The 17,545-nt window shown below is 61.8% G+C and carries 18 protein-coding genes; 10 read left to right on the forward strand and 8 right to left on the reverse strand.

Features of this window, described 5'->3' with window-relative positions:
- The first annotated feature begins 15 nt into the window (after positions 1-15).
- The 3 genes from ACCD07_RS10900 (at position 16) to ACCD07_RS10910 (ending at position 1,875) form a co-directional block, all read left to right on the forward strand.
- A complete protein-coding gene (locus ACCD07_RS10900; RefSeq protein ID WP_176653814.1) occupies positions 16-309 on the forward strand; it encodes a hypothetical protein in 294 nt (97 codons plus the stop codon).
- 4 nt (positions 310-313) lie between these two features.
- Entirely contained in the window at positions 314-1,564 is a 1,251-nt protein-coding gene (locus ACCD07_RS10905) for an MFS transporter (protein WP_413447356.1), read from the forward strand.
- A gap of 119 nt (positions 1,565-1,683) precedes the next feature.
- Positions 1,684-1,875 carry a hypothetical protein gene (locus tag ACCD07_RS10910; protein WP_176653511.1) on the forward strand — a complete coding sequence of 64 codons (192 nt, stop codon included), beginning with the start codon at positions 1,684-1,686 and terminating at the stop codon, positions 1,873-1,875.
- Between the two features lie 30 nt (positions 1,876-1,905).
- Here the strand turns inward: ACCD07_RS10910 and ACCD07_RS10915 are convergent, their stop codons facing one another.
- Positions 1,906-2,154, reverse strand: a complete 249-nt coding sequence (locus ACCD07_RS10915) for a DUF3297 family protein (RefSeq protein ID WP_090320741.1) — start codon at positions 2,152-2,154, stop codon at positions 1,906-1,908.
- A gap of 12 nt (positions 2,155-2,166) precedes the next feature.
- Positions 2,167-3,372, reverse strand: coding sequence for a cation:proton antiporter (locus ACCD07_RS10920; protein WP_413447357.1), 1,206 nt, complete (start codon positions 3,370-3,372; stop codon positions 2,167-2,169).
- A 174-nt stretch (positions 3,373-3,546) separates the two neighbouring features.
- Between ACCD07_RS10920 and ACCD07_RS10925 the strand changes: the two genes are divergently transcribed.
- The 5 genes from ACCD07_RS10925 to ACCD07_RS10945 all read left to right on the forward strand — a co-directional run bounded on the left by ACCD07_RS10925 (position 3,547) and on the right by ACCD07_RS10945 (position 9,121).
- A complete protein-coding gene (locus ACCD07_RS10925; protein ID WP_176653811.1) occupies positions 3,547-4,017 on the forward strand; it encodes a MarR family winged helix-turn-helix transcriptional regulator in 471 nt (156 codons plus the stop codon).
- 12 nt (positions 4,018-4,029) lie between these two features.
- Positions 4,030-5,382, forward strand: a complete 1,353-nt coding sequence (locus ACCD07_RS10930) for an MFS transporter (RefSeq protein ID WP_413447358.1) — start codon at positions 4,030-4,032, stop codon at positions 5,380-5,382.
- Between the two features lie 12 nt (positions 5,383-5,394).
- Positions 5,395-6,357 carry a LysR substrate-binding domain-containing protein gene (locus ACCD07_RS10935; RefSeq protein WP_413447359.1) on the forward strand — a complete coding sequence of 321 codons (963 nt, stop codon included), beginning with the start codon at positions 5,395-5,397 and terminating at the stop codon, positions 6,355-6,357.
- Positions 6,358-6,500: 143 nt separating this feature from the next.
- Positions 6,501-7,796: a Glu/Leu/Phe/Val family dehydrogenase gene (locus ACCD07_RS10940; protein ID WP_176653808.1), complete on the forward strand. Its 1,296-nt coding sequence runs from the start codon at positions 6,501-6,503 to the stop codon at positions 7,794-7,796.
- Positions 7,797-7,888: 92 nt separating this feature from the next.
- The gene (locus ACCD07_RS10945; protein ID WP_413447360.1) at positions 7,889-9,121 is read left to right on the forward strand and encodes a malic enzyme-like NAD(P)-binding protein; all 1,233 of its coding nucleotides are present in this window, start codon (positions 7,889-7,891) and stop codon (positions 9,119-9,121) included.
- 28 nt (positions 9,122-9,149) lie between these two features.
- On the opposite strand, the gene ACCD07_RS10950 is transcribed toward ACCD07_RS10945, so the two are convergent.
- The 3 genes from ACCD07_RS10950 to senA all read right to left on the reverse strand — a co-directional run bounded on the left by ACCD07_RS10950 (position 9,150) and on the right by senA (position 13,106).
- The gene (locus ACCD07_RS10950; protein WP_413447361.1) at positions 9,150-10,433 is read right to left on the reverse strand and encodes a hypothetical protein; all 1,284 of its coding nucleotides are present in this window, start codon (positions 10,431-10,433) and stop codon (positions 9,150-9,152) included.
- A gap of 126 nt (positions 10,434-10,559) precedes the next feature.
- The gene (locus tag ACCD07_RS10955; protein ID WP_353402287.1) at positions 10,560-11,849 is read right to left on the reverse strand and encodes a metal-dependent hydrolase family protein; all 1,290 of its coding nucleotides are present in this window, start codon (positions 11,847-11,849) and stop codon (positions 10,560-10,562) included.
- 54 nt (positions 11,850-11,903) lie between these two features.
- Positions 11,904-13,106 (reverse strand): selenoneine synthase SenA, encoded by a 1,203-nt coding sequence (senA, locus tag ACCD07_RS10960; protein ID WP_413447362.1) that lies wholly within the window; start codon positions 13,104-13,106, stop codon positions 11,904-11,906.
- Between the two features lie 34 nt (positions 13,107-13,140).
- Here senA and senB point away from each other — a divergent pair, with 34 nt between their 5' ends.
- Together senB and selD are read left to right on the forward strand one after the other, a co-directional pair.
- Positions 13,141-14,163: a selenoneine biosynthesis selenosugar synthase SenB gene (senB, locus tag ACCD07_RS10965; RefSeq protein WP_413447363.1), complete on the forward strand. Its 1,023-nt coding sequence runs from the start codon at positions 13,141-13,143 to the stop codon at positions 14,161-14,163.
- Positions 14,153-15,199, forward strand: coding sequence for a selenide, water dikinase SelD (gene selD, locus ACCD07_RS10970; protein ID WP_353402281.1), 1,047 nt, complete (start codon positions 14,153-14,155; stop codon positions 15,197-15,199). The genes senB and selD overlap by 11 nt, the downstream gene beginning before the upstream one ends.
- 342 nt (positions 15,200-15,541) lie before the next feature.
- On the opposite strand, the gene ACCD07_RS10975 is transcribed toward selD, so the two are convergent.
- From ACCD07_RS10975 to ACCD07_RS10985, 3 genes are all read right to left on the reverse strand, one after another.
- Positions 15,542-16,258, reverse strand: a complete 717-nt coding sequence (locus ACCD07_RS10975) for a hypothetical protein (protein WP_413447364.1) — start codon at positions 16,256-16,258, stop codon at positions 15,542-15,544.
- Positions 16,188-16,826, reverse strand: coding sequence for a transglycosylase domain-containing protein (locus tag ACCD07_RS10980; RefSeq protein WP_413447365.1), 639 nt, complete (start codon positions 16,824-16,826; stop codon positions 16,188-16,190). Before ACCD07_RS10980 ends, ACCD07_RS10975 begins: the two co-directional genes overlap by 71 nt.
- A 129-nt stretch (positions 16,827-16,955) precedes the next feature.
- Positions 16,956-17,411 (reverse strand): hypothetical protein, encoded by a 456-nt coding sequence (locus ACCD07_RS10985; RefSeq protein ID WP_413447366.1) that lies wholly within the window; start codon positions 17,409-17,411, stop codon positions 16,956-16,958.
- Positions 17,412-17,545: the final 134 nt, after the last annotated feature.

Genomic DNA, 17,545 nt, shown 5'->3' on the forward strand with positions numbered 1-17,545 from the left:
GAAAGGAGAATTGAAATGAAACGCAAACTGTTGTTCCTGCCCCTGATCCTCGCCTGCATCGCCCTGCTGGCCGCCGTCGTGATGCTGCTGTGGAACTGGGTGACGCCCGCATTGTTCCCCGCCGCGTTACAAATCGACTACTGGCACGCGCTGGGCTTGTTGGTACTATGCCGTATCCTGTTCGGCGGCTTCAAGGGACGCCACGGCGGAGGCCACGAGCGCTGGTACCGCTGGCATGCAATGACAGATGAAGAGCGCGAGCAATTCCGTCAAAAATTCATGGGCCGCTGCCGCCCGAATGGAGAATAAAAATATGAAGAAACCCACTCCGGTGCCTTTCACCGGCTATCAAAAAACCGTCGTGGCGATGCTGGCCTTCCTGCAGTTCGCCGTCATCCTGGATTTCATGCTGATGTCGCCGCTTGGCGCGGTCATCATGCCGGCCCTGAACATCGGCCCGGCGCAGTTCGGCCTGGTTGTCTCGGCCTACGCCTTCAGCGCCGGCGCCTCCGGCCTGCTGACCGCCGGCTTTGCCGACCGCTACGACCGCAAGAAACTGCTGCTGTTCTTCTACACCGGATTCATCCTCGGCACCCTGTGGTGCGGCCTCGCGCAAAGCTTTGAATCGCTGCTGGCGGCGCGCATCGTCACCGGCCTGTTCGGCGGCGTCATCGGTTCCGTGGTGCTGGCCATTTCCACCGACCTGTTCCCGCCGCAGATGCGCGGCCGCGTCATGGGCCTGATCCAGACCGCGTTTGCCGCCAGCCAGGTACTGGGCATCCCGGCCGGCATCTACCTGTCCAACCAGTGGAACTGGCATATCCCGTTCATCGCCATGGCGGCGTTCGGCCTGGTCGGCGGCCTGCTGGTCGCATGGAAGATGCAGCCTGTGAACGAGCACCTGGGCAAGCCGCAGGAGCACACCGCGTGGATGCACCTGTACCACACGCTGACGGAAAAACGCTATCTGCTGGCGTTCGCCACCACCGCCCTGCTGACCACCGGCGGCTTCATGCTGATGCCGTTCAGCAGCGCCTACGTGGTCAACAACCTGGGCATCGACCTGCACCACCTGCCGACCGTCTACCTGGTGACCGGCCTGGCGACCATCTTCATCGGTCCGATGATAGGCAAGGCGGCCGACGCGGTCGGCAAGTTCAGGGTGTTCCTGTTCGGCACCACGCTGTCGATCGCCATGGTGCTGATCTACACCAACCTGGGGCCGACCTCGCTGCCGGTGCTGATCATTGTGAATACGGTGCTGTTCATCGGCATCTTCTCGCGCATGATCCCGTTCCAGGCGCTGGTGTCGTCGGTGCCGTCGCAGACCCAGCGCGGTTCGTTCAACGCCATCAGCGCCTCGATCCAGCAGTTGTCGGGCGGGTTGGCCTCGGTCGTGGCCGGCCATATCGTCACGCAGGGCGCGGACGGCCACTTGCAGAATTTCAACGTGGTCGGCTACGTGGTGGTGGGCAGTTCATTGGTGGCCACCACGCTGTTGTGGCGTTTGAACCGGGGACTGGCGGCACAGGTGCAGGTGCCGGCGCCGCAGGCCGCCGCCTGACGAAATCATGGCAAATTGTTTCCGAATGTTAAGGAAACCCAATAAAGTTTCCACATGGCACTATTTTGGACTACAATACTTCAAGTAGCCCAAACAACTGCTCAAAAAGGAAATAGTTCATGAACGCCAGGAATATGGATCCAGCCTGTCTGCGCGCGCTGCGCCGCCGCGGACACTCCGATGCCAGCATCACAGCAATGACCCCGGAAGAAGCGTTTTGCGAGTATTGCGCTTATCACGGCATCATGAATTTGCTGCCGGCGACGCTGGAAATGCTCGACAAGCTGCGCGGGGAAACCGTAGCGCAGTAATGAAATGGCCACCCTGAGGTGGCCATTTTTTTAACGATAAAACGCTTCGACTTTACCCTTCAGCTTGATCAGCATCGGGTTGCCCTTGCGGTCCAGGCTCTTACCGGCAGGAACCTTGATCCAGCCTTCGCTGATGCAGTACTCATCAACGTCCAGGCGTTCTTTATCGTTAAAACGGATGCCGACGTCGTGTTCGAAGACGGCGGCAACGTGGTGCGGGCTGCGCGGATCGATCGACAGACGATCCGGCAATGGAGGGAGTTGGGTAGTATCGTTCATCCCTCAATTATATCAGCTGGTTTTGAAGATCAGCTGCGCCACCCGCTGCAATTTCGGATACACCATCGGCACCGTCAGCATGGTGCTGCCGATCGCCATCAGCAGCAGCGCGGTGAAGGTCTCGCTGGTGATGATCTGCTTGTCCAGCAGGATGTTGACGAAGATGATCATGATCAACGCCTTGGTCTGCAGCAGCCAGCCGATGATCGACGCCTCGCCCGGCCCCCACTTCAGGATCTTGCCGGCGATGTGGACGCCGGCCAGCTTGCCGCTGACCGAGGCGATCAGCATCACGGCCGCCACGATGAACACCGCCGAACCGCCCATCGCCCAGTTGGTGCGCAGGCCGGTGCTGAGGAAGAATACCGGCATGATGGCCATCAGCACGTTGGCGCGCAGGAAGTCCATGCGCTCCTGGTTGAACCAGTGGGAATCCATCACCGCGCCGGCCAGGAAGGCGCCGACCATGAAGTGCAGGCCGGCCCAGTCGGCGGCAAACGCGCACACGGCCAGCCAGATGAAGGAGATATACCAGCGGTCGCGCTCTTCCAGGCGCACCATCATCATGCGGAACAGCTTGGTCGCCACCCCGAACGCCACCAGGAAGCCGACCTGGCGGCCAACGCGGTCCCAGTCCATCAGGATCGCCGCCAGCACGCCCCAGATGGCGATGTCGTCGACGCTGGCGTAGCGCAGGATGCGCTGGCCAATCGGCTGGCGCAGGATTTCCAGTTTCTCCATCAGCAGGATCAGGATGGGCAGCGCGGTCACCGCGCAGGCCATGCCCACGCCCACCACGAATTGCCAGGTCTGGGCTTTCGGCCCCATCCAGCCGGCATAGCCGATCAGGCCCAGCGCGGCGACGCAGCCGAACACCAGCGGCGTGCCCAGGGCCAGGCCGGCGGTGATGGCGCTTTCGCGGCGGTGCTCCCAGGCCTTCTTCAGATCCAGCTCGATGCCGGCGATCATCACGAAGATCATCACCGCCCACCAGGCGACGCCGTTCAGCGACTGCACCACCTGCGGGTTGAAGACGAAACTGTAGTACTCGGGATAGGCGCGGCCCATGATGCCCGGCCCCAGCAGGATGCCGGTGATGATCTGCACCACCACCAGCGGCGCGTAGTAGTCCGTGTTGCCGAAGCGCCAAATGATGTATGGCACGCTAAAAATGATAGTCATCGCGATCAGGAAGATCTCGGTTGTCCCCATGTGCATTGCGGTCTCCGCTGTTTTTGTAGGATGGAAACGATATCATAATTACGTAATGTTATGTAATTAAAACTAATTATCCAGCAAACGTTGTGAAAATCTTACATCGGTGTAAATATCTTCTCACATATACTTGATTAATCAAGTATAATTCAAGCATTAATCAATGAGGAGTCCGCTATGGATGAAAATACAACTTCCGTCTCGCCGGCCGTCAGCCCCAGCCTGGAATTCGCGCTGCGGCTGGCGCGCGCGCAGGCGACGCTGGTGCGCCGGCTCGACCAGGTGCTGGGCGGCTATCACGGCATCAGCTTTGGCGACTTCATGCTGCTGCACTACCTGAACCGCGCACCAGGCGGCCGCCTGCGCCGCGTCGACCTGGCCGAACGCCAGGGCCTGACCGCGTCCGGCGTCACCCGCACCTTGCTGCCGCTGGAAAAAATCGGCCTGGTCGAGCGCCAGCAGGATCCGCGCGACGCCCGCGTCGCCTATGCCGCCATCACCGAAACCGGCCGCGAGCTGCTGAACAACGCCGTCACGGTGGCGGAGCAGATCAGCAAGGACCTGCTGCGCAACTGCCCGCCCGCGCATTTCGACGACGTGAGCACCGCGCTGGGCCTGATCGCCGGCATGAACGCCACCAATTCCTGAGAGAGCTCCATCATGGACGATCCGAAACTGCAACGCGCGGCATTGAAGCGCGACCCGAACTTCAAGTGGCTGCTGCGCGGCGGCGTGATCTCCATGCTGGGCGACCAGCTGACCATCGTCGCCCTGCCCTGGCTGGTGCTCAAGCTGACCGGCGACACGCTGGCGCTGGGTTTCGTCATCGCGCTGATGAGCATACCGCGCGCCGTCTTCATCCTGATCGGCGGCGCGCTGACGGACCGCTACTCGCCCAAGCGCGTGCTCATGCTCAGCAAGTACGCCAACGCCGTGCTGCTTGCCTTGCTTACGCTGCTGGTGCTGAACCACGAACCGGCGCTACAGATATCGGACACGCTGTCGCTGACGGTGGACCTGTCGCCGCACGCCACGCTGAACATCATCTATGTGCTGGCCTTCGCCATAGGCCTGGCGCAGGCTTTCGGCATCCCATCCGGCACGTCGATGATGCCGCATGCGATCCCGCCCGCGCACTTCCAGGCGGCCAACGGTATGATGATGGGGCTGCGCCAGCTGACGATGCTGGTCGGCCCGCTGATGGCGGCGGGCCTGCTGGCCATCAGCGGCGGTAGTGGCGGTAATGGCGGCAGCGGCGGAATGATCGCCGATGCGCGCGGCCTGGCGTTCGCGTTCGGCTTCGACTGCGTCAGCTTCCTCGTCTCAGCATGGACCTTGTCCAGGGTCCGCACGCTGGCCATGCCGTCGAAAACGGAAGCGCCGCAATCGGTGCTGGGCTCCGTCCACGCCGGCCTGGCGATGGTATGGAGCGACGTGCCGCTGCGCCTGTGCTTCATCTACTGGGGCACCGTCTCGCTGTTCATCGGCGGCGCGATGCAGGTGGCGATTCCGGTGCTGGCCAGCGAGCTGCATGGCGCCTCCACGCTAGGCCTGCTGATGGGCGCCAACGGCGCCGGCATGCTGCTGGGGATGGCCGGCGCCGCGGTCGGCGGCAAGCGCCTGCGCTTCGCCACCTTCGGCACCACGATCCTGCTGATCGACGCCATCGCCGGCCTGCTGCTGATACCGATGGCCGCCGTGCACGCCGCATGGCAGGCGGCGCTGCTGATGCTGCTGCTCGGCGTGCTGTCCGGCTTCATGCAGGTCAACGTCTTCACCTGGATACAGCGCCGCGTGCCGCCGCACATGATGGGCCGCGCGATGAGCATCTTCATGTTCATCTTCATGGGACTGGCGCCGATGTCGGCCGCCGCCGCCGGCTGGATACTGACGATGATCCCGCTGTCGCAATTGTTCGTCGGAGGTGGCATCATACTGATGGCGTTCGCCGCGCTGGCCTGGCTGCTCACGCCCATCCGCGGCATCACGTCGAACACACCGCAACCGCAGTAAAAGGAACCGTGCATGGAAACCAAATGGCTGGAAGACTTCATCTCGCTGGTCGAGACCAATAACTTCAGCCGTTCCGCGGCGCTGCGCCACGTGACGCAGCCCGCCTTTTCGCGCCGCATCCAGTCGCTGGAAAACTGGCTGGGCACGGACCTGATCGACCGCACCTCGTATCCCACCCGCCTGACGCCGGCCGGCATCGTCTTCTACGAGCAGGCGCTGGAAATGCTGGCGCAGATCAACGGCGCGCGCGACATGCTGCGCTCCAAGCGCGCCGCCGCGCAGACCAGCATCGACCTCGCCGTGCCGCACACGCTGTCGCTGACCTTCGTGCCGAAATGGCTGACGTCACTGGAGCACGACTTCGCCCCGATCAGCAGCCGCCTGATGGCGCTCAACGTGCACGACGCCGTGATGCAGCTGGTCGAAGGCGGCTGCGACCTGCTGTTGTGCTACCACCATCCGCGCCAGCCGGTGCAGCTCGACCCGGGCCGCTACGACATGCTGGTGCTGGGCCACGAATCGCTGCGCGCCTACGCCCGCTGCGACAAGAACAAGGTGCCCGAATTCACGCTGCCCGGTTCGAAAAAAGAGCCTCTGCCGTTTTTATCGTACACCAACAACGCCTACCTGGGCCGCATGGTGGAGCTGATCCTGGCCGACGCCAAAACCCCGCTGCACCTGGATCCGCACTACGAGACCGACATGGCCGAAGGCTTGAAGATGATGGCGCTCGAAGGCCGCGGCATCGCCTTCCTGCCCGAGTCGGCGGTCACGCGGGAGCTCAAGCAAAAGCAGCTGGCGCGCGCCGACGGCGGCACCTCGGACTGGGAAATCGAAATGGAAATCCGGCTCTATCGGGAGCGTCCGTCGGCGCAGCGGCGCGGCAAGGCCATCGTCGAACGGTTGTGGGAATTCCTCGAACAGCAGCAGAAAAGCAGCGGCCGCAAATGTCGCGCTCCCGTATCGGAGCGATAATACCAATCCGCTAACTATGCATTTTTTGCATAGCCGAATGCGCATACAGCATTGGCCCGTTTTACGTCTCCCACCCTATGATTCGTTCCACTTGAACGCCGCCACGAGCAGCCTTCAGCCACGAATCCACCGGAGACTTGAGCATGACCACTGTACAAGCACAACACACACTGCCTTCCTACCTCAATCCAGAAGACCTGGGTCCCTGGGGCGTCTACCTGCAGCAGATCGACCGCGTCACGCCGCACCTGGGCAACCTGTCGCGCTGGGTCGAAACGCTGAAGCGCCCGAAGCGCATCCTGACCGTCGACGTGCCGATCGAGCGCGATGACGGCTCGATCGCCCACTACGAAGGCTACCGCGTTCAGCACAATATGTCGCGCGGCCCGGGCAAGGGCGGCGTGCGCTTCCACCAGGACGTCACGCTGTCCGAAGTGATGGCCTTGTCGGCCTGGATGACGGTCAAGAACGCCGCGGTCAACGTACCGTACGGCGGCGCCAAGGGCGGCATCCGCGTCGACCCGAAGACCCTGTCCCGCGGCGAACTGCAGCGCCTGACCCGCCGCTACACCAGCGAGATCTCGCTGATCATCGGACCTAACAAGGACATCCCGGCACCGGACGTCAACACCAACGAACAGGTGATGGCATGGATGATGGACTCCTACGCCATGATCGAAGGTAACCTGTCGACCGGCGTCGTCACCGGCAAGCCGATCTCGCTGGGCGGCTCGCTGGGCCGCCGCGAAGCGACCGGCCGCGGCGTGTTCGTGGTGGGCCGCGAAGCCGCCGCCAAGCGCGGCGTGGCGATCGAAGGCGCACGTGTCGCCATCCAGGGTTTCGGTAACGTCGGCGGCGTCGCCGCGACCATGTTTGCCAACGCAGGCTCCAAGGTCATCGCCGTGCAGGATCACACCGGCACCGTGGTGCACCAGGGCGGCCTGGACGTCGCCCGTCTGCACGATCACGTCGCCGAAACCGGCAGCGTGACCGGCTTCGCCGGCGCCGAAGCCTTCCTGGACCGCGAGGCCTTCTGGGGCATCGAATCGGACATCCTGATTCCGGCCGCGCTGGAACAGCAGATCACCGCCGCCAACGCGCCGACGATCCGCACCAAGATCATCCTCGAAGGCGCCAACGGCCCGACCACGCCGGAAGCGGACGACATCCTGACCGACAAGGACGTGCTGATCGTTCCCGACGTGCTGGCCAACGCCGGCGGCGTAACCGTGTCATACTTTGAATGGGTACAGGACTTCTCCAGTTTCTTCTGGAGCGAGGACGAAATCAACGCACGACTGACTCGCATCATGCAAGACGCATTCAACGCCGTATGGACCGTATCGCAAGAGAAGAAAGTAACACTGCGCACAGCGACTTTCATCCTGGCGTGCACCCGTGTGCTGCAAGCCCGCGAAGTACGCGGCCTGTATCCATGATCCACTGAACCCCAGCAGTTTTGCGCCTGTACCAGCTTCGGCTCGTGCAGGCGTTTTTCACATCTAAAAGACAAGAATAAAGAGGACGCACCATGAGCACCATCGAACAGAAAGCGCTGGCCTATCACCGCGCCGGCAGCGCAGGCAAGATCGCCATCGAAGTCACCAAGAGCGTGGTGACCCAGGAAGACCTGGCGCTGGCCTACTCGCCCGGCGTGGCGGCACCCTGCGTGGAAATCCAGCGCGAGCCGGCCAAGGCCTACGAATACACCGCCAAGGGCAACCTGGTCGGCGTGATCACCAACGGCAGCGCGGTGCTCGGCTTGGGCAACATCGGCGCGCTGGCCGGCAAGCCTGTGATGGAAGGCAAAGTGGTGCTGTTCAAAAAATTCGCCGGCATCGACGCCTTCGATATCGAAATCGACGAATCCGATCCGGACAAGCTGATCGAGATCATCGCCGCGCTGCATCCTACGTTCGGAGGTATCAACCTGGAAGACATCAAGGCGCCGGAATGCTTCTACATCGAGCGCAAGCTGCGCGAACGGTTGTCGATACCGGTGTTCCACGACGACCAGCATGGCACCGCCATCGTGGTCGGCGCCGGCATGCTGAACGCCATCGAGATGACCGGCCGCGATATCGCCACCGTGAAGATCGTCTGCTCCGGCGCCGGCGCGGCGGCCATGGCCTGCCTGGAACTGCTGGTGGACCTGGGCGCGGAGCGCAAGAACATCTACGTATGCGACAGCAAGGGCGTGCTGACCACGGCGCGCGCGCTGGACGGCGAAAAAGCCGCGTGGGCGCAGGACACTACGGCCACCAGGCTGTCGGAAGTGATGGAAGGCGCGGACGTGTTCCTCGGCGTGTCCGGTCCCGGCGTGCTGTCGCAGACGGACATCCAGCGCATGAAGGCCCAGCCCATCGTCTTCACGCTGGCCAATCCGGAGCCGGAACTGCGGCCGGAACTGGTGCGCGAGGTGGCGCCGGATGCGATCATCGCCACCGGCCGTTCGGACTATCCGAACCAGATCAACAACGCGCTGTGCTTCCCGTATTTGTTCCGAGCGGCGCTCGACAGCGGCGCCTCGACCATCAACCAGGAAATGAAGCGCGCCTGCGTGGTGGCGCTGGCCGACATGGCGCGTGCCGACGCCCGTTTCGGCAAGGACTACGTGGTGCCCGGCCTGCTCGATCCCCGCCTGCTGCGCGGCGTCACGCCGAAGATCGCCTCGGCCGCCTGGCGCAGTGGCGTCGCCCGCAAGGAGCTGATCGAACTCGAATACGCGGACGACCTGACCGACCTGGCCGAATCGCTGATTTAAACCCGGGGTCAGATCTGACCCCGTCTTGCTAGTTGCGGACCACGCGCACGGTCCGCAGCTGGTTTTCGTCGCCGATCAGCAGCATCGCGTGATCGGCGAACAGCATCTGCCGGAACACCGGCGAGCTGCCGATGCCGTTCCCCGGACCGGTCAACCGGACACGCTCGACCAGCGATTTCTGCGCCGTCAGCGCCGCCGTGCCCACGCCATAGTCGGCCAGCACCACGATGTCGCCGATCGGATCGCCGGGGTTGTAGGAGCCGAGCACCAAATCGGCCAGCAGCAGGCTGCCCTTGTATGCCCGCGCATCGAATTCCGGTCCGCGCACATTGCCCTTCCAGTGGCCCGACAGGGTCTCCAGCGCCAGGTCGGAGTTGCTGACCGATAGCACCGGCGCGCCGTTGCTGTCAATCGCCACACCATTCACGCCGCCAGGACTGGTGGTGGTGCCCTTGGCGTTCCACAGCACGCCCATCTTGCCGTTGGTGTCCAGCACTGTCGGATAAGGCTGCGCCCCGCCGGTGGCGAGTGTACGTAACACCGGCGCGCCCAAACCCTTCGGCCACATGGCCAGCATGGCGCCGCCGTTTTCCAGCCAGGCCGTCAGCACCGCGCCGCCCGCAGCCGCCACGCGCGGATGCAGGGACGACGTCGAAATCTCGAAAGGAGGGGTCAGCTGCCTGCCGTTGAAATCGAATTTGCACAATTTGAGCAGGTACTGCGTCTTGTCGGTGATAGGAAGCCGCGAGAATGTGGTGGCCAGCCAGAAGCCGTTGCCGTCCACGGCGCCGCCGCTTTCGGCCGCCGACAATTCGCTGGTGGAATCGGCCGCCGCCACCGGATACAGGTCCGTCGCGCCGCCCTCCAGTTTCGCTTGCGCGTCGAAGTGCAGCAGCTTGGTGCCGGGCCCCGATTGAACCATGATGAAGCCATCCGGCGACGGCATCATCAGCCAGTCACCGGTATAGCCGGCCGCCAGCGCGAAGCCATAGTCGGTGCTCGCGGTCAGCTTGCCATCCTTGTCCAGCAGGCTCAAACGCGTGCGCGCGTATAGCTGCTTGCCGTTGACGGTGATGGAGGATGCGGATAGCGAGCGCACCACGATATGGTCGCCGACCACCAGCGCGTCGTGCATCGACGGCAGGCTCACTACTTGCGGATCTGTGACGGTGATGCCGGCCGTGGTGTCGGGCGAGGTGCCGACAAAGGTGCCGGCGGTCGCATCCGCCTGCGGGGTGCCCGAAGAGGAACCGGAACCGCCGCAGGCGGTCAGCGCGCAGGCCAGGATAAAGGAAAAAACTTGAGGACGCATACCGGCTCGCAGTGCACTAAGTGAAAGCGAAAAGTATATAGAAGAACAACGTTCTTCCCGAACCATCCGCGCCACAACAGCATGGCCCCGCGAGCCAGTTTGATGGCCTGTCAGACCCTATGCAGCCTAGCGGCGGATTACTTCGCCGCCCTTCATCACAAACGTCACCTTGGTCAGTTCGGAAGCGTTCTCGGACGGATCGCCCTTCACGGCGATGATGTCGGCGAACTTGCCGGCGCTGATGGAACCGACCCGGTCCTTCCAGCCCAGCAGGTCGGCCGCGTTGATGGTCGCCGCCTGGATCGCCTGCATCGGCGTCATGCCGTACTTGGTCATGTAGGCGAACTGCCTGGCGTTGTCGCCATGCGGGTAGACGCCGGCGTCGGTACCGAACGCCATCTTCGCGCCGCCGGTGAAGGCCTTGCGGAAGTTATCGCGCTGCAGCTGGCCGATGACCTTTTCCTTGGCGATCGATTCCGGCAGCATGCCGGCCTTCTCGCCTTCCTGCAGGATGAAGTCGTCGTTGTAGATGTCCATCACCAGGTAGGTGCCTTTCTCGCGCGCCAGCCGGATGCCTTCGTCGTCGATCAGGCTCGCATGTTCGACCGAATCGACGCCCGCGATGATCGCGTCGCGGATGGCGCTGGTGCCGTGCGCATGCGCCGCCACCTTGCGGCCCAGCTTATGCGCCTCGCCGACGATGGCCTGCATCTCTTCCAGCGTGTACTGCTGCGCGCCCGGCTCGTCGCCCTTGGACAGCACGCCGCCCGATGCGCAGATCTTGATCACGTCGGCGCCGTACTTGGCCATCTCGCGCACCTTGGCGCGCGCCTCCCATGGACCGTCGGCCACGCCGCGGCTGGTGAACTTCATCTCCGCCGGCAGCAGGTTCTCGTCGCAATGGCCGCCCTGGATGCCGATGGCGTAACCGGCCGTGCGCATGCGCGGGCCGATGAAATCGCCGTCGTTGATGGCGTCGCGCAGCGCGACGTCGCCGAAGCCGCTGGCGCCGACATTGCGCACCGTGGTGAAACCAGCTTCCAGCGTCTTGCGCGCGGCGCGCACGCCGTACAGCGCGGCCCGCGTGTCGGATACGCCCAGCGCGTTGTAGCCGCCCAGGTAAGGGTCGCCGGTCAGGTGGGTATGCATGTCGATCAGGCCTGGCAGCACCGTTTGCGACGACAGGTCGATCAGTTGCGCGCCGGCCGGCACCTTGGCCGATGCGCTCGGGCCGACCGAGGTAACGCGATCGCCGGTGATGATGATGGTCTGGTCCTTGAGCACCGTGCCGGCCACCACGTCGACCAGTTTGCCGGCACGGATCGCGACGACCTTGCCGGCGTCGGCGAACGACGGTGCCGCCGCGCCCAGGGCGCCCAGGACGGCGGCGGAAATCAGGAGATGCTTGAACTTCATGGGATGCGCCCTTTTCTGGAAAAAGAAAAGGATAGCAGAGCCCTCGCTAAAAGACTATCCGGGCCAGGCGCAGGTACGAAAACCGGCGAAGATGTCGTCGCGCTCGGGCATGAAGAAGTTGCGGAACCTGGCCGATCCGAAACGCGACGGCGTCGCGAACGAGGCGCCGCGCAGGACCTGGTGCGTGGAGAACCAGGGCTCGGAATATTCGCGGTAGCGGTCTGCCTGGAACTCCGGATAAGGCTCGAATGGCGACGCCGTCCACTCCCACAACTGCCCCCAGCGGAAGGCCGGATGGCCGGACAGCGCGGCATATTCCCACTCCGCCTCGGTCGGCAGGCGGCGGTTGGCCCAGGCGCAGTAAGCCTGCGCTTCATACAGGTTCACGTGGCGCACCGGTTCTGCGCCGGCCAGCGTCGAGAGCTGGCCGAAGCGCATCGTGCGCCACTGGCCTCCGTCGCGCTGCCAGTAGCGCGGCGCCGAGCGATCCTGCCGCATCAGCCAGTCGGCGCCGGCGGTGCTCCAGAACTGGCGGTTGTCATAGCCGCCGTCGGCGACAAAGTCGGCGTACTGCGCGTTGCTGACCAGCGTGCTGTCGATGGCGAACGGCGTCACGCGGTGCGCATGCGCCTGGCGTTCGTTGTCGAAGGCGAAGCCGTGGCCTTCGGCACTGCCCAGCTGGATGGTGCCGCCGGGGAAGCCGATCTCGGACGGCGCAAACAAGGCCTGCTCGTCGCGCGGCGCCCGCTCCGGCGCGGCCAGGCCCAGCGTCTGCAGCGTGTACAGCAGCGCCTCGCCGTGCATGTCCTCGTGCGCCAGCGCCAGCCGGTAGGGATACAGCGCCGCATCGTCGTTCGGCTCGCGCGACAGCTTGTCGAGCACGCGGTCCAGCACTTCGTGGCAATAGGTCTTCAGCGCGCCGGCGCTGGGCAGGTCCAGCGTCCAGCGGCTGCGGTGCGGCACGCGCGCGGAGTCGAACCAGCCGTCGCCGCGGGTCAGCAGGCAGTTGCCGACGGCATCGGCCGGATCGCTGGAAGCGGCGTCGCGCAGGATGAACCACTCGGCGAACCAGGCGATATGGCCCAGCTCCCACAACGGCGGATTGACGATGCGCAGCTGCGGCACGCGCTCGGACACGTCCATGCCGGCGGCGGCAAAGCATTCGAACAGCGACAGCGTATAATCCCGCGCATGCCGCAGCGCCTCCGCCAGTTGACGGGGCGTGGCGATTCTGAAGGAAGATGGACTTGAATTCATGGGCCGATTGTAACGATTTCCAGGCAAAACACCAGTGACCGCACACCACATCTGGATCGTCAGCCCCGCCTCGGCGCGCGCCAACAACGGCAATTGGCAGAGCGCGAGCCGCTGGGCGCGTTTTCTGCGCACGCGCTACAAGGTAACGATTTCGCAACAATGGCCCGACCCGGACGAGATGGGCAATGCGGCCCATACCAGGCCTCCCGACCTGCTGATCGCGCTGCACGCGCGCCGCTCCGCGCCGTCGCTGGCTGCCTATGCGGAGCAGCATCCGGACCGCCCGTCCATCCTGCTGCTCACCGGCACCGATCTATACCGCGACATCGAGACCGACGCCAGCGCCCAGCGCTCGCTGCGGCAGGCCAGCGCGCTGGTGCTGCTGCAGCCGGCCGGCATGGATGCCCTGCCCTCGCCATTGCGCGCCAAGGCCAGCGTCATCTTCCAGTCTGCGCCAACGCTGCGGCCCGCCCGAGCACCAGCCGCGCGGCGCCACGCCGACATCGTCATGGTGGGCCACCTGCGCGCCGAAAAAGATCCGCTGACCTTCATGCGTGCCGCCGGACTGGTCACGGCGGCCAAGGTGCGCCTGGTCCACATTGGCGGCGCGCTGGAACCGCAACTGGCAGAAGCCGCGCAAGCGACGGCCGCCGCGCAGCCGCGCTACCGCTGGCTGGGCGCCCTGCCGCACGCCGCCACGCGCCAGCGCCTGAAGCGCAGCTATCTGATGGCGATCACCTCGCACATGGAAGGCGGCGCCAACGTCATCATCGAAGCTGTCTGCAGCGGCGTGCCGGTGCTGGCCAGCGACATCAGCGGCAATCGCGGCATGCTGGGCGACGACTACGCCGGCTATTTCCCGCCCGGCGACGCCGCCGCGCTGGCGCGCCTGATCGACCGCGCGGTGCAGGACCAAGACTTTCATGCGCACCTGCGCGCGCAGTGCGACGCCCGCGCTCCCCTCTTCGCTCCAGCGGCCGAGCAGGCGGCATTGCTGGAGTTGGTGGATAATCTGCTTCAACACAAGACCAATCAAGGAAATCAAAATGAGCAATGACGCTATCAAACTGACCTCGTTCTCCCACGGCGGCGGCTGCGGCTGCAAGATCGCGCCCGGCGTGCTGTCGGAGATACTGAAGAATTCCACCGGTTTCCCGGTGCCGAAGGAACTGATGGTCGGCATCGAGACCGCCGACGACGCTGCCGTCTACAAGCTCAATGACGAGCAGGCGCTGATCGCCACCACCGACTTCTTCATGCCCATCGTCGACGATCCGTTCGACTTCGGCCGCATCGCCGCCACCAACGCCATCTCCGACGTCTACGCGATGGGCGGCACGCCGATCATGGCGTTGGCACTGGTCGGCATGCCGATCAACAAACTGCCGATCGAGACCATCGGCCAGATCATCAAGGGCGGCGAATCGATCTGCGCCGAAGCCGGCATTCCTATCGCGGGCGGCCACACCATCGACTCGGTCGAACCGATCTACGGTCTGGTGGTGCTGGGCCTGGTGCATCCGTCCAAGGTCAAGCGCAATGCCGACGCCAGGGCCGGCGACACGCTCATCCTGGGCAAACCGCTGGGCGTGGGCGTGCTGTCCGCCGCGCTGAAGAAGGACAAGCTGGATGCCGATGGCTACAAAGCCATGATCGCCAACACCACCAAGCTGAATAAGCCAGGCAAGGCCCTGTCCGAGATGGCTGGCGTGCACGCGCTGACCGACGTCACCGGCTTCGGCCTGCTGGGCCACCTGCTGGAACTGGCGCGCGGCGCCAAGCTGGAAGCGCAGCTGGACATGGCGAAGATCCCTTTGCTGCCGGGCGTCGAGCAACTGGCGCACGAGGGCTACTTCACCGGCGCCTCCGGCCGCAACTGGGAAGGCTATGGCAAGGACGTGCAGCTGTCGCCATCGATCACGCAGGCGCAGCACATGCTGCTGACCGATCCGCAAACCTCGGGCGGCCTGCTGGTGTCGTGCGATCCGGCCAGCGTGGACGAAGTGCTGGCCCTGTTCCACCGCGAAGGCTTCGGCGAAGCGGCGGTGATCGGCCGTATGGCCGAAGGCACGCCGCGCATCGTCGTCTCCTGAACGAATATCCGCCGCCAATGGACGGCGCCCGACCTTCGGCGGCGAGATCCTGGAGTACACATCGCGGCTGGAGGAAACGCGCCGCCACGCGACGGGCTGCATGATCAAAAGCGCACGGCAGCCAACAAGCCGCGCAACGCACTATCCGCGCCACCGGCGAACAACCCGGAATCCGGCGCAGCAATGAAGGTGCAATAACGATCCCACCACCGGTGACGGCGTTCTGCGGGAAGCCCCGAAACCAAAAGATACAGTGGCTGAGAAAAGACAGGGCGAGCTACACATTCCGTCAGACGATCGGCGGCTCGCGCCCCTTTTCGAACCTCGCATTTGGTACAGATGTCACTCAACTACATCTAAGGGTTTCGACAATTCTTTTCTTGCACTTTCAAGATTAAAAGACACCCGCCTTATTAAGGCGTTCCAGTCTCGATAAATTCTCGCAGTTATTTTCTTTGGCGCAGGGACGCCCTTCGTTTTTTCGAGTCGCTTCTGAAGCCGCGACATCGTATCATTGACATTTCGGATAGAAAGGTAATTTTCATTACCTGGAAATTGGCTTGTATCAACAAAACCAAATTTTGCAATATTTGGTAGCCGTAGAATGGTATCTTTCCAATAAGTTTCCTGTTTTTCGTTATTTGGAGATATCAATTTATTAGAGAAATCATTAGCAAATTTTGCTGCGTCAGCTTGGCAATTCTGGAAAAGCGCTAGATTAACAATTGTTAAATCCAAATCTGATGATTTGTTGAACTCGCGCCCAAAAAAGAGAGGCTTCATCGAAAACCCTATGCGCCCACTTCCCACAAGCGTTACATCTTTGATGTGAACCATCAACCTGGCTGCAAGCCACTCTCTCATTTCATCATAAGTTCCTGCGCTATTTTTAAAAGCATACGGAATTCCTTCGGTAAGCCAAAGTCTAACTAAGCTTTCGCGGTCTCGCATGGATGAAGCGAGGACTGCTTTCTTGAAAATATCTGGATTAGGATGATGAACCAAATCTTGCAAATGATCGTTTGCCAAAGCGAATGGGCCGAGGGTCGAGATATTCATGAAGTCCCAGAAGTGAGTGTCTTTTGTGCAATTTAATTAAATGCTTTTCTCTCTGTAATATCTTAATATTTCTCTTTTCGCAAAAATTCTTTGGTTGTGGATATTTTAGTCTAGCAACAATTTTTGCGGCAATTAGAATATTTTCCTCTGAGCATGGCACCCCTATTTTCTTGCAGGCATTCTGATAACCCACCATCCCGGCCCCATAATAACCAATGGATAGATATATTGCAGGAAATATTATTTTATCAAATCTTTCCACAACCAATAATGCCAATGAAATTTCCTTTAATTTTCGCCGAAATGAAATCTCATATTCATTATTGAGAACTCGAATTACTTGCTGAACTATAGTGCTAGCCCCTTCACGACGGCCATAAATTACCCTTACAAATATGGCCCTCGCAATCGCATGAAAATCTACCCCTTGATGTCTGGATGCCCTGTGGTCTTCGGCAGAAACTAGCATCTGTTGCGCGCATAGAGGTGGGCGTGCGAAAACTCCCATCTCCAATGAACGATGAACTCTTTGGATCTCCACCGTCACGCGCTCTAATTCGGTATGCAAGAATATTTGAGCAATTCTACGGATCGTCCATACCAATATTTTAATAGTAACCTCACTTCGATCTTCGGCAATACACAATCTTGCAATAATATTGCTATCGGACAGCGACAGCTTCTGGCCGGTACCAGCCTACAGGTCAGCAGCAGATGCAAATGCCGCCATCGCATCTTCACTAGACCAAAGATCTGAAAGATCCACTTTTTGATTGTCCCAGTCACAAACTTCCGAAAAGTCGCTGAGCGACAAAGGGGGTTCGCCAGCTAGTTCTCTCTTTCGCATGTCGAGGAGCCCAGCTAAACAGTTTGCCCCATACGCATTTTCACGCGCTAGGAAGTCTGGGCCGTGCTCCTCCATCAGCTTGCTCAACGCTCGATCAGCGGCAGACCAGAAATCAATCTGATCGTGCAGGGTCAGGCTGCGAACGTCAAAATCAAGATACCCGCTTGGCCTATCAGATAAATCAAAAAACCAGAGAGCTAGTTGTTTGGAATGAATTTCCTCCGCAATCAGCCAGAACATACTGCTGACTGCGAGATTGGATCTCAACAATACTCTACCATCGGCCAATACAACTGCGGATGACATACTGCCCTCTCATTCATTGTCTATCTCGTGTTAAAACCACGAATTGTTTCGTCAGCGTCTGTATATGGACTCCTCCTCGTTTGCAAACATTCCGTCTTTGACTTTCAGGTACGACTGCTCACGTATATTCGGTC

Source organism: Duganella sp. Dugasp56, from assembly GCF_047304105.1.
In the GTDB taxonomy this organism is placed as follows: domain Bacteria; phylum Pseudomonadota; class Gammaproteobacteria; order Burkholderiales; family Burkholderiaceae_D; genus Rugamonas; species Rugamonas hordei.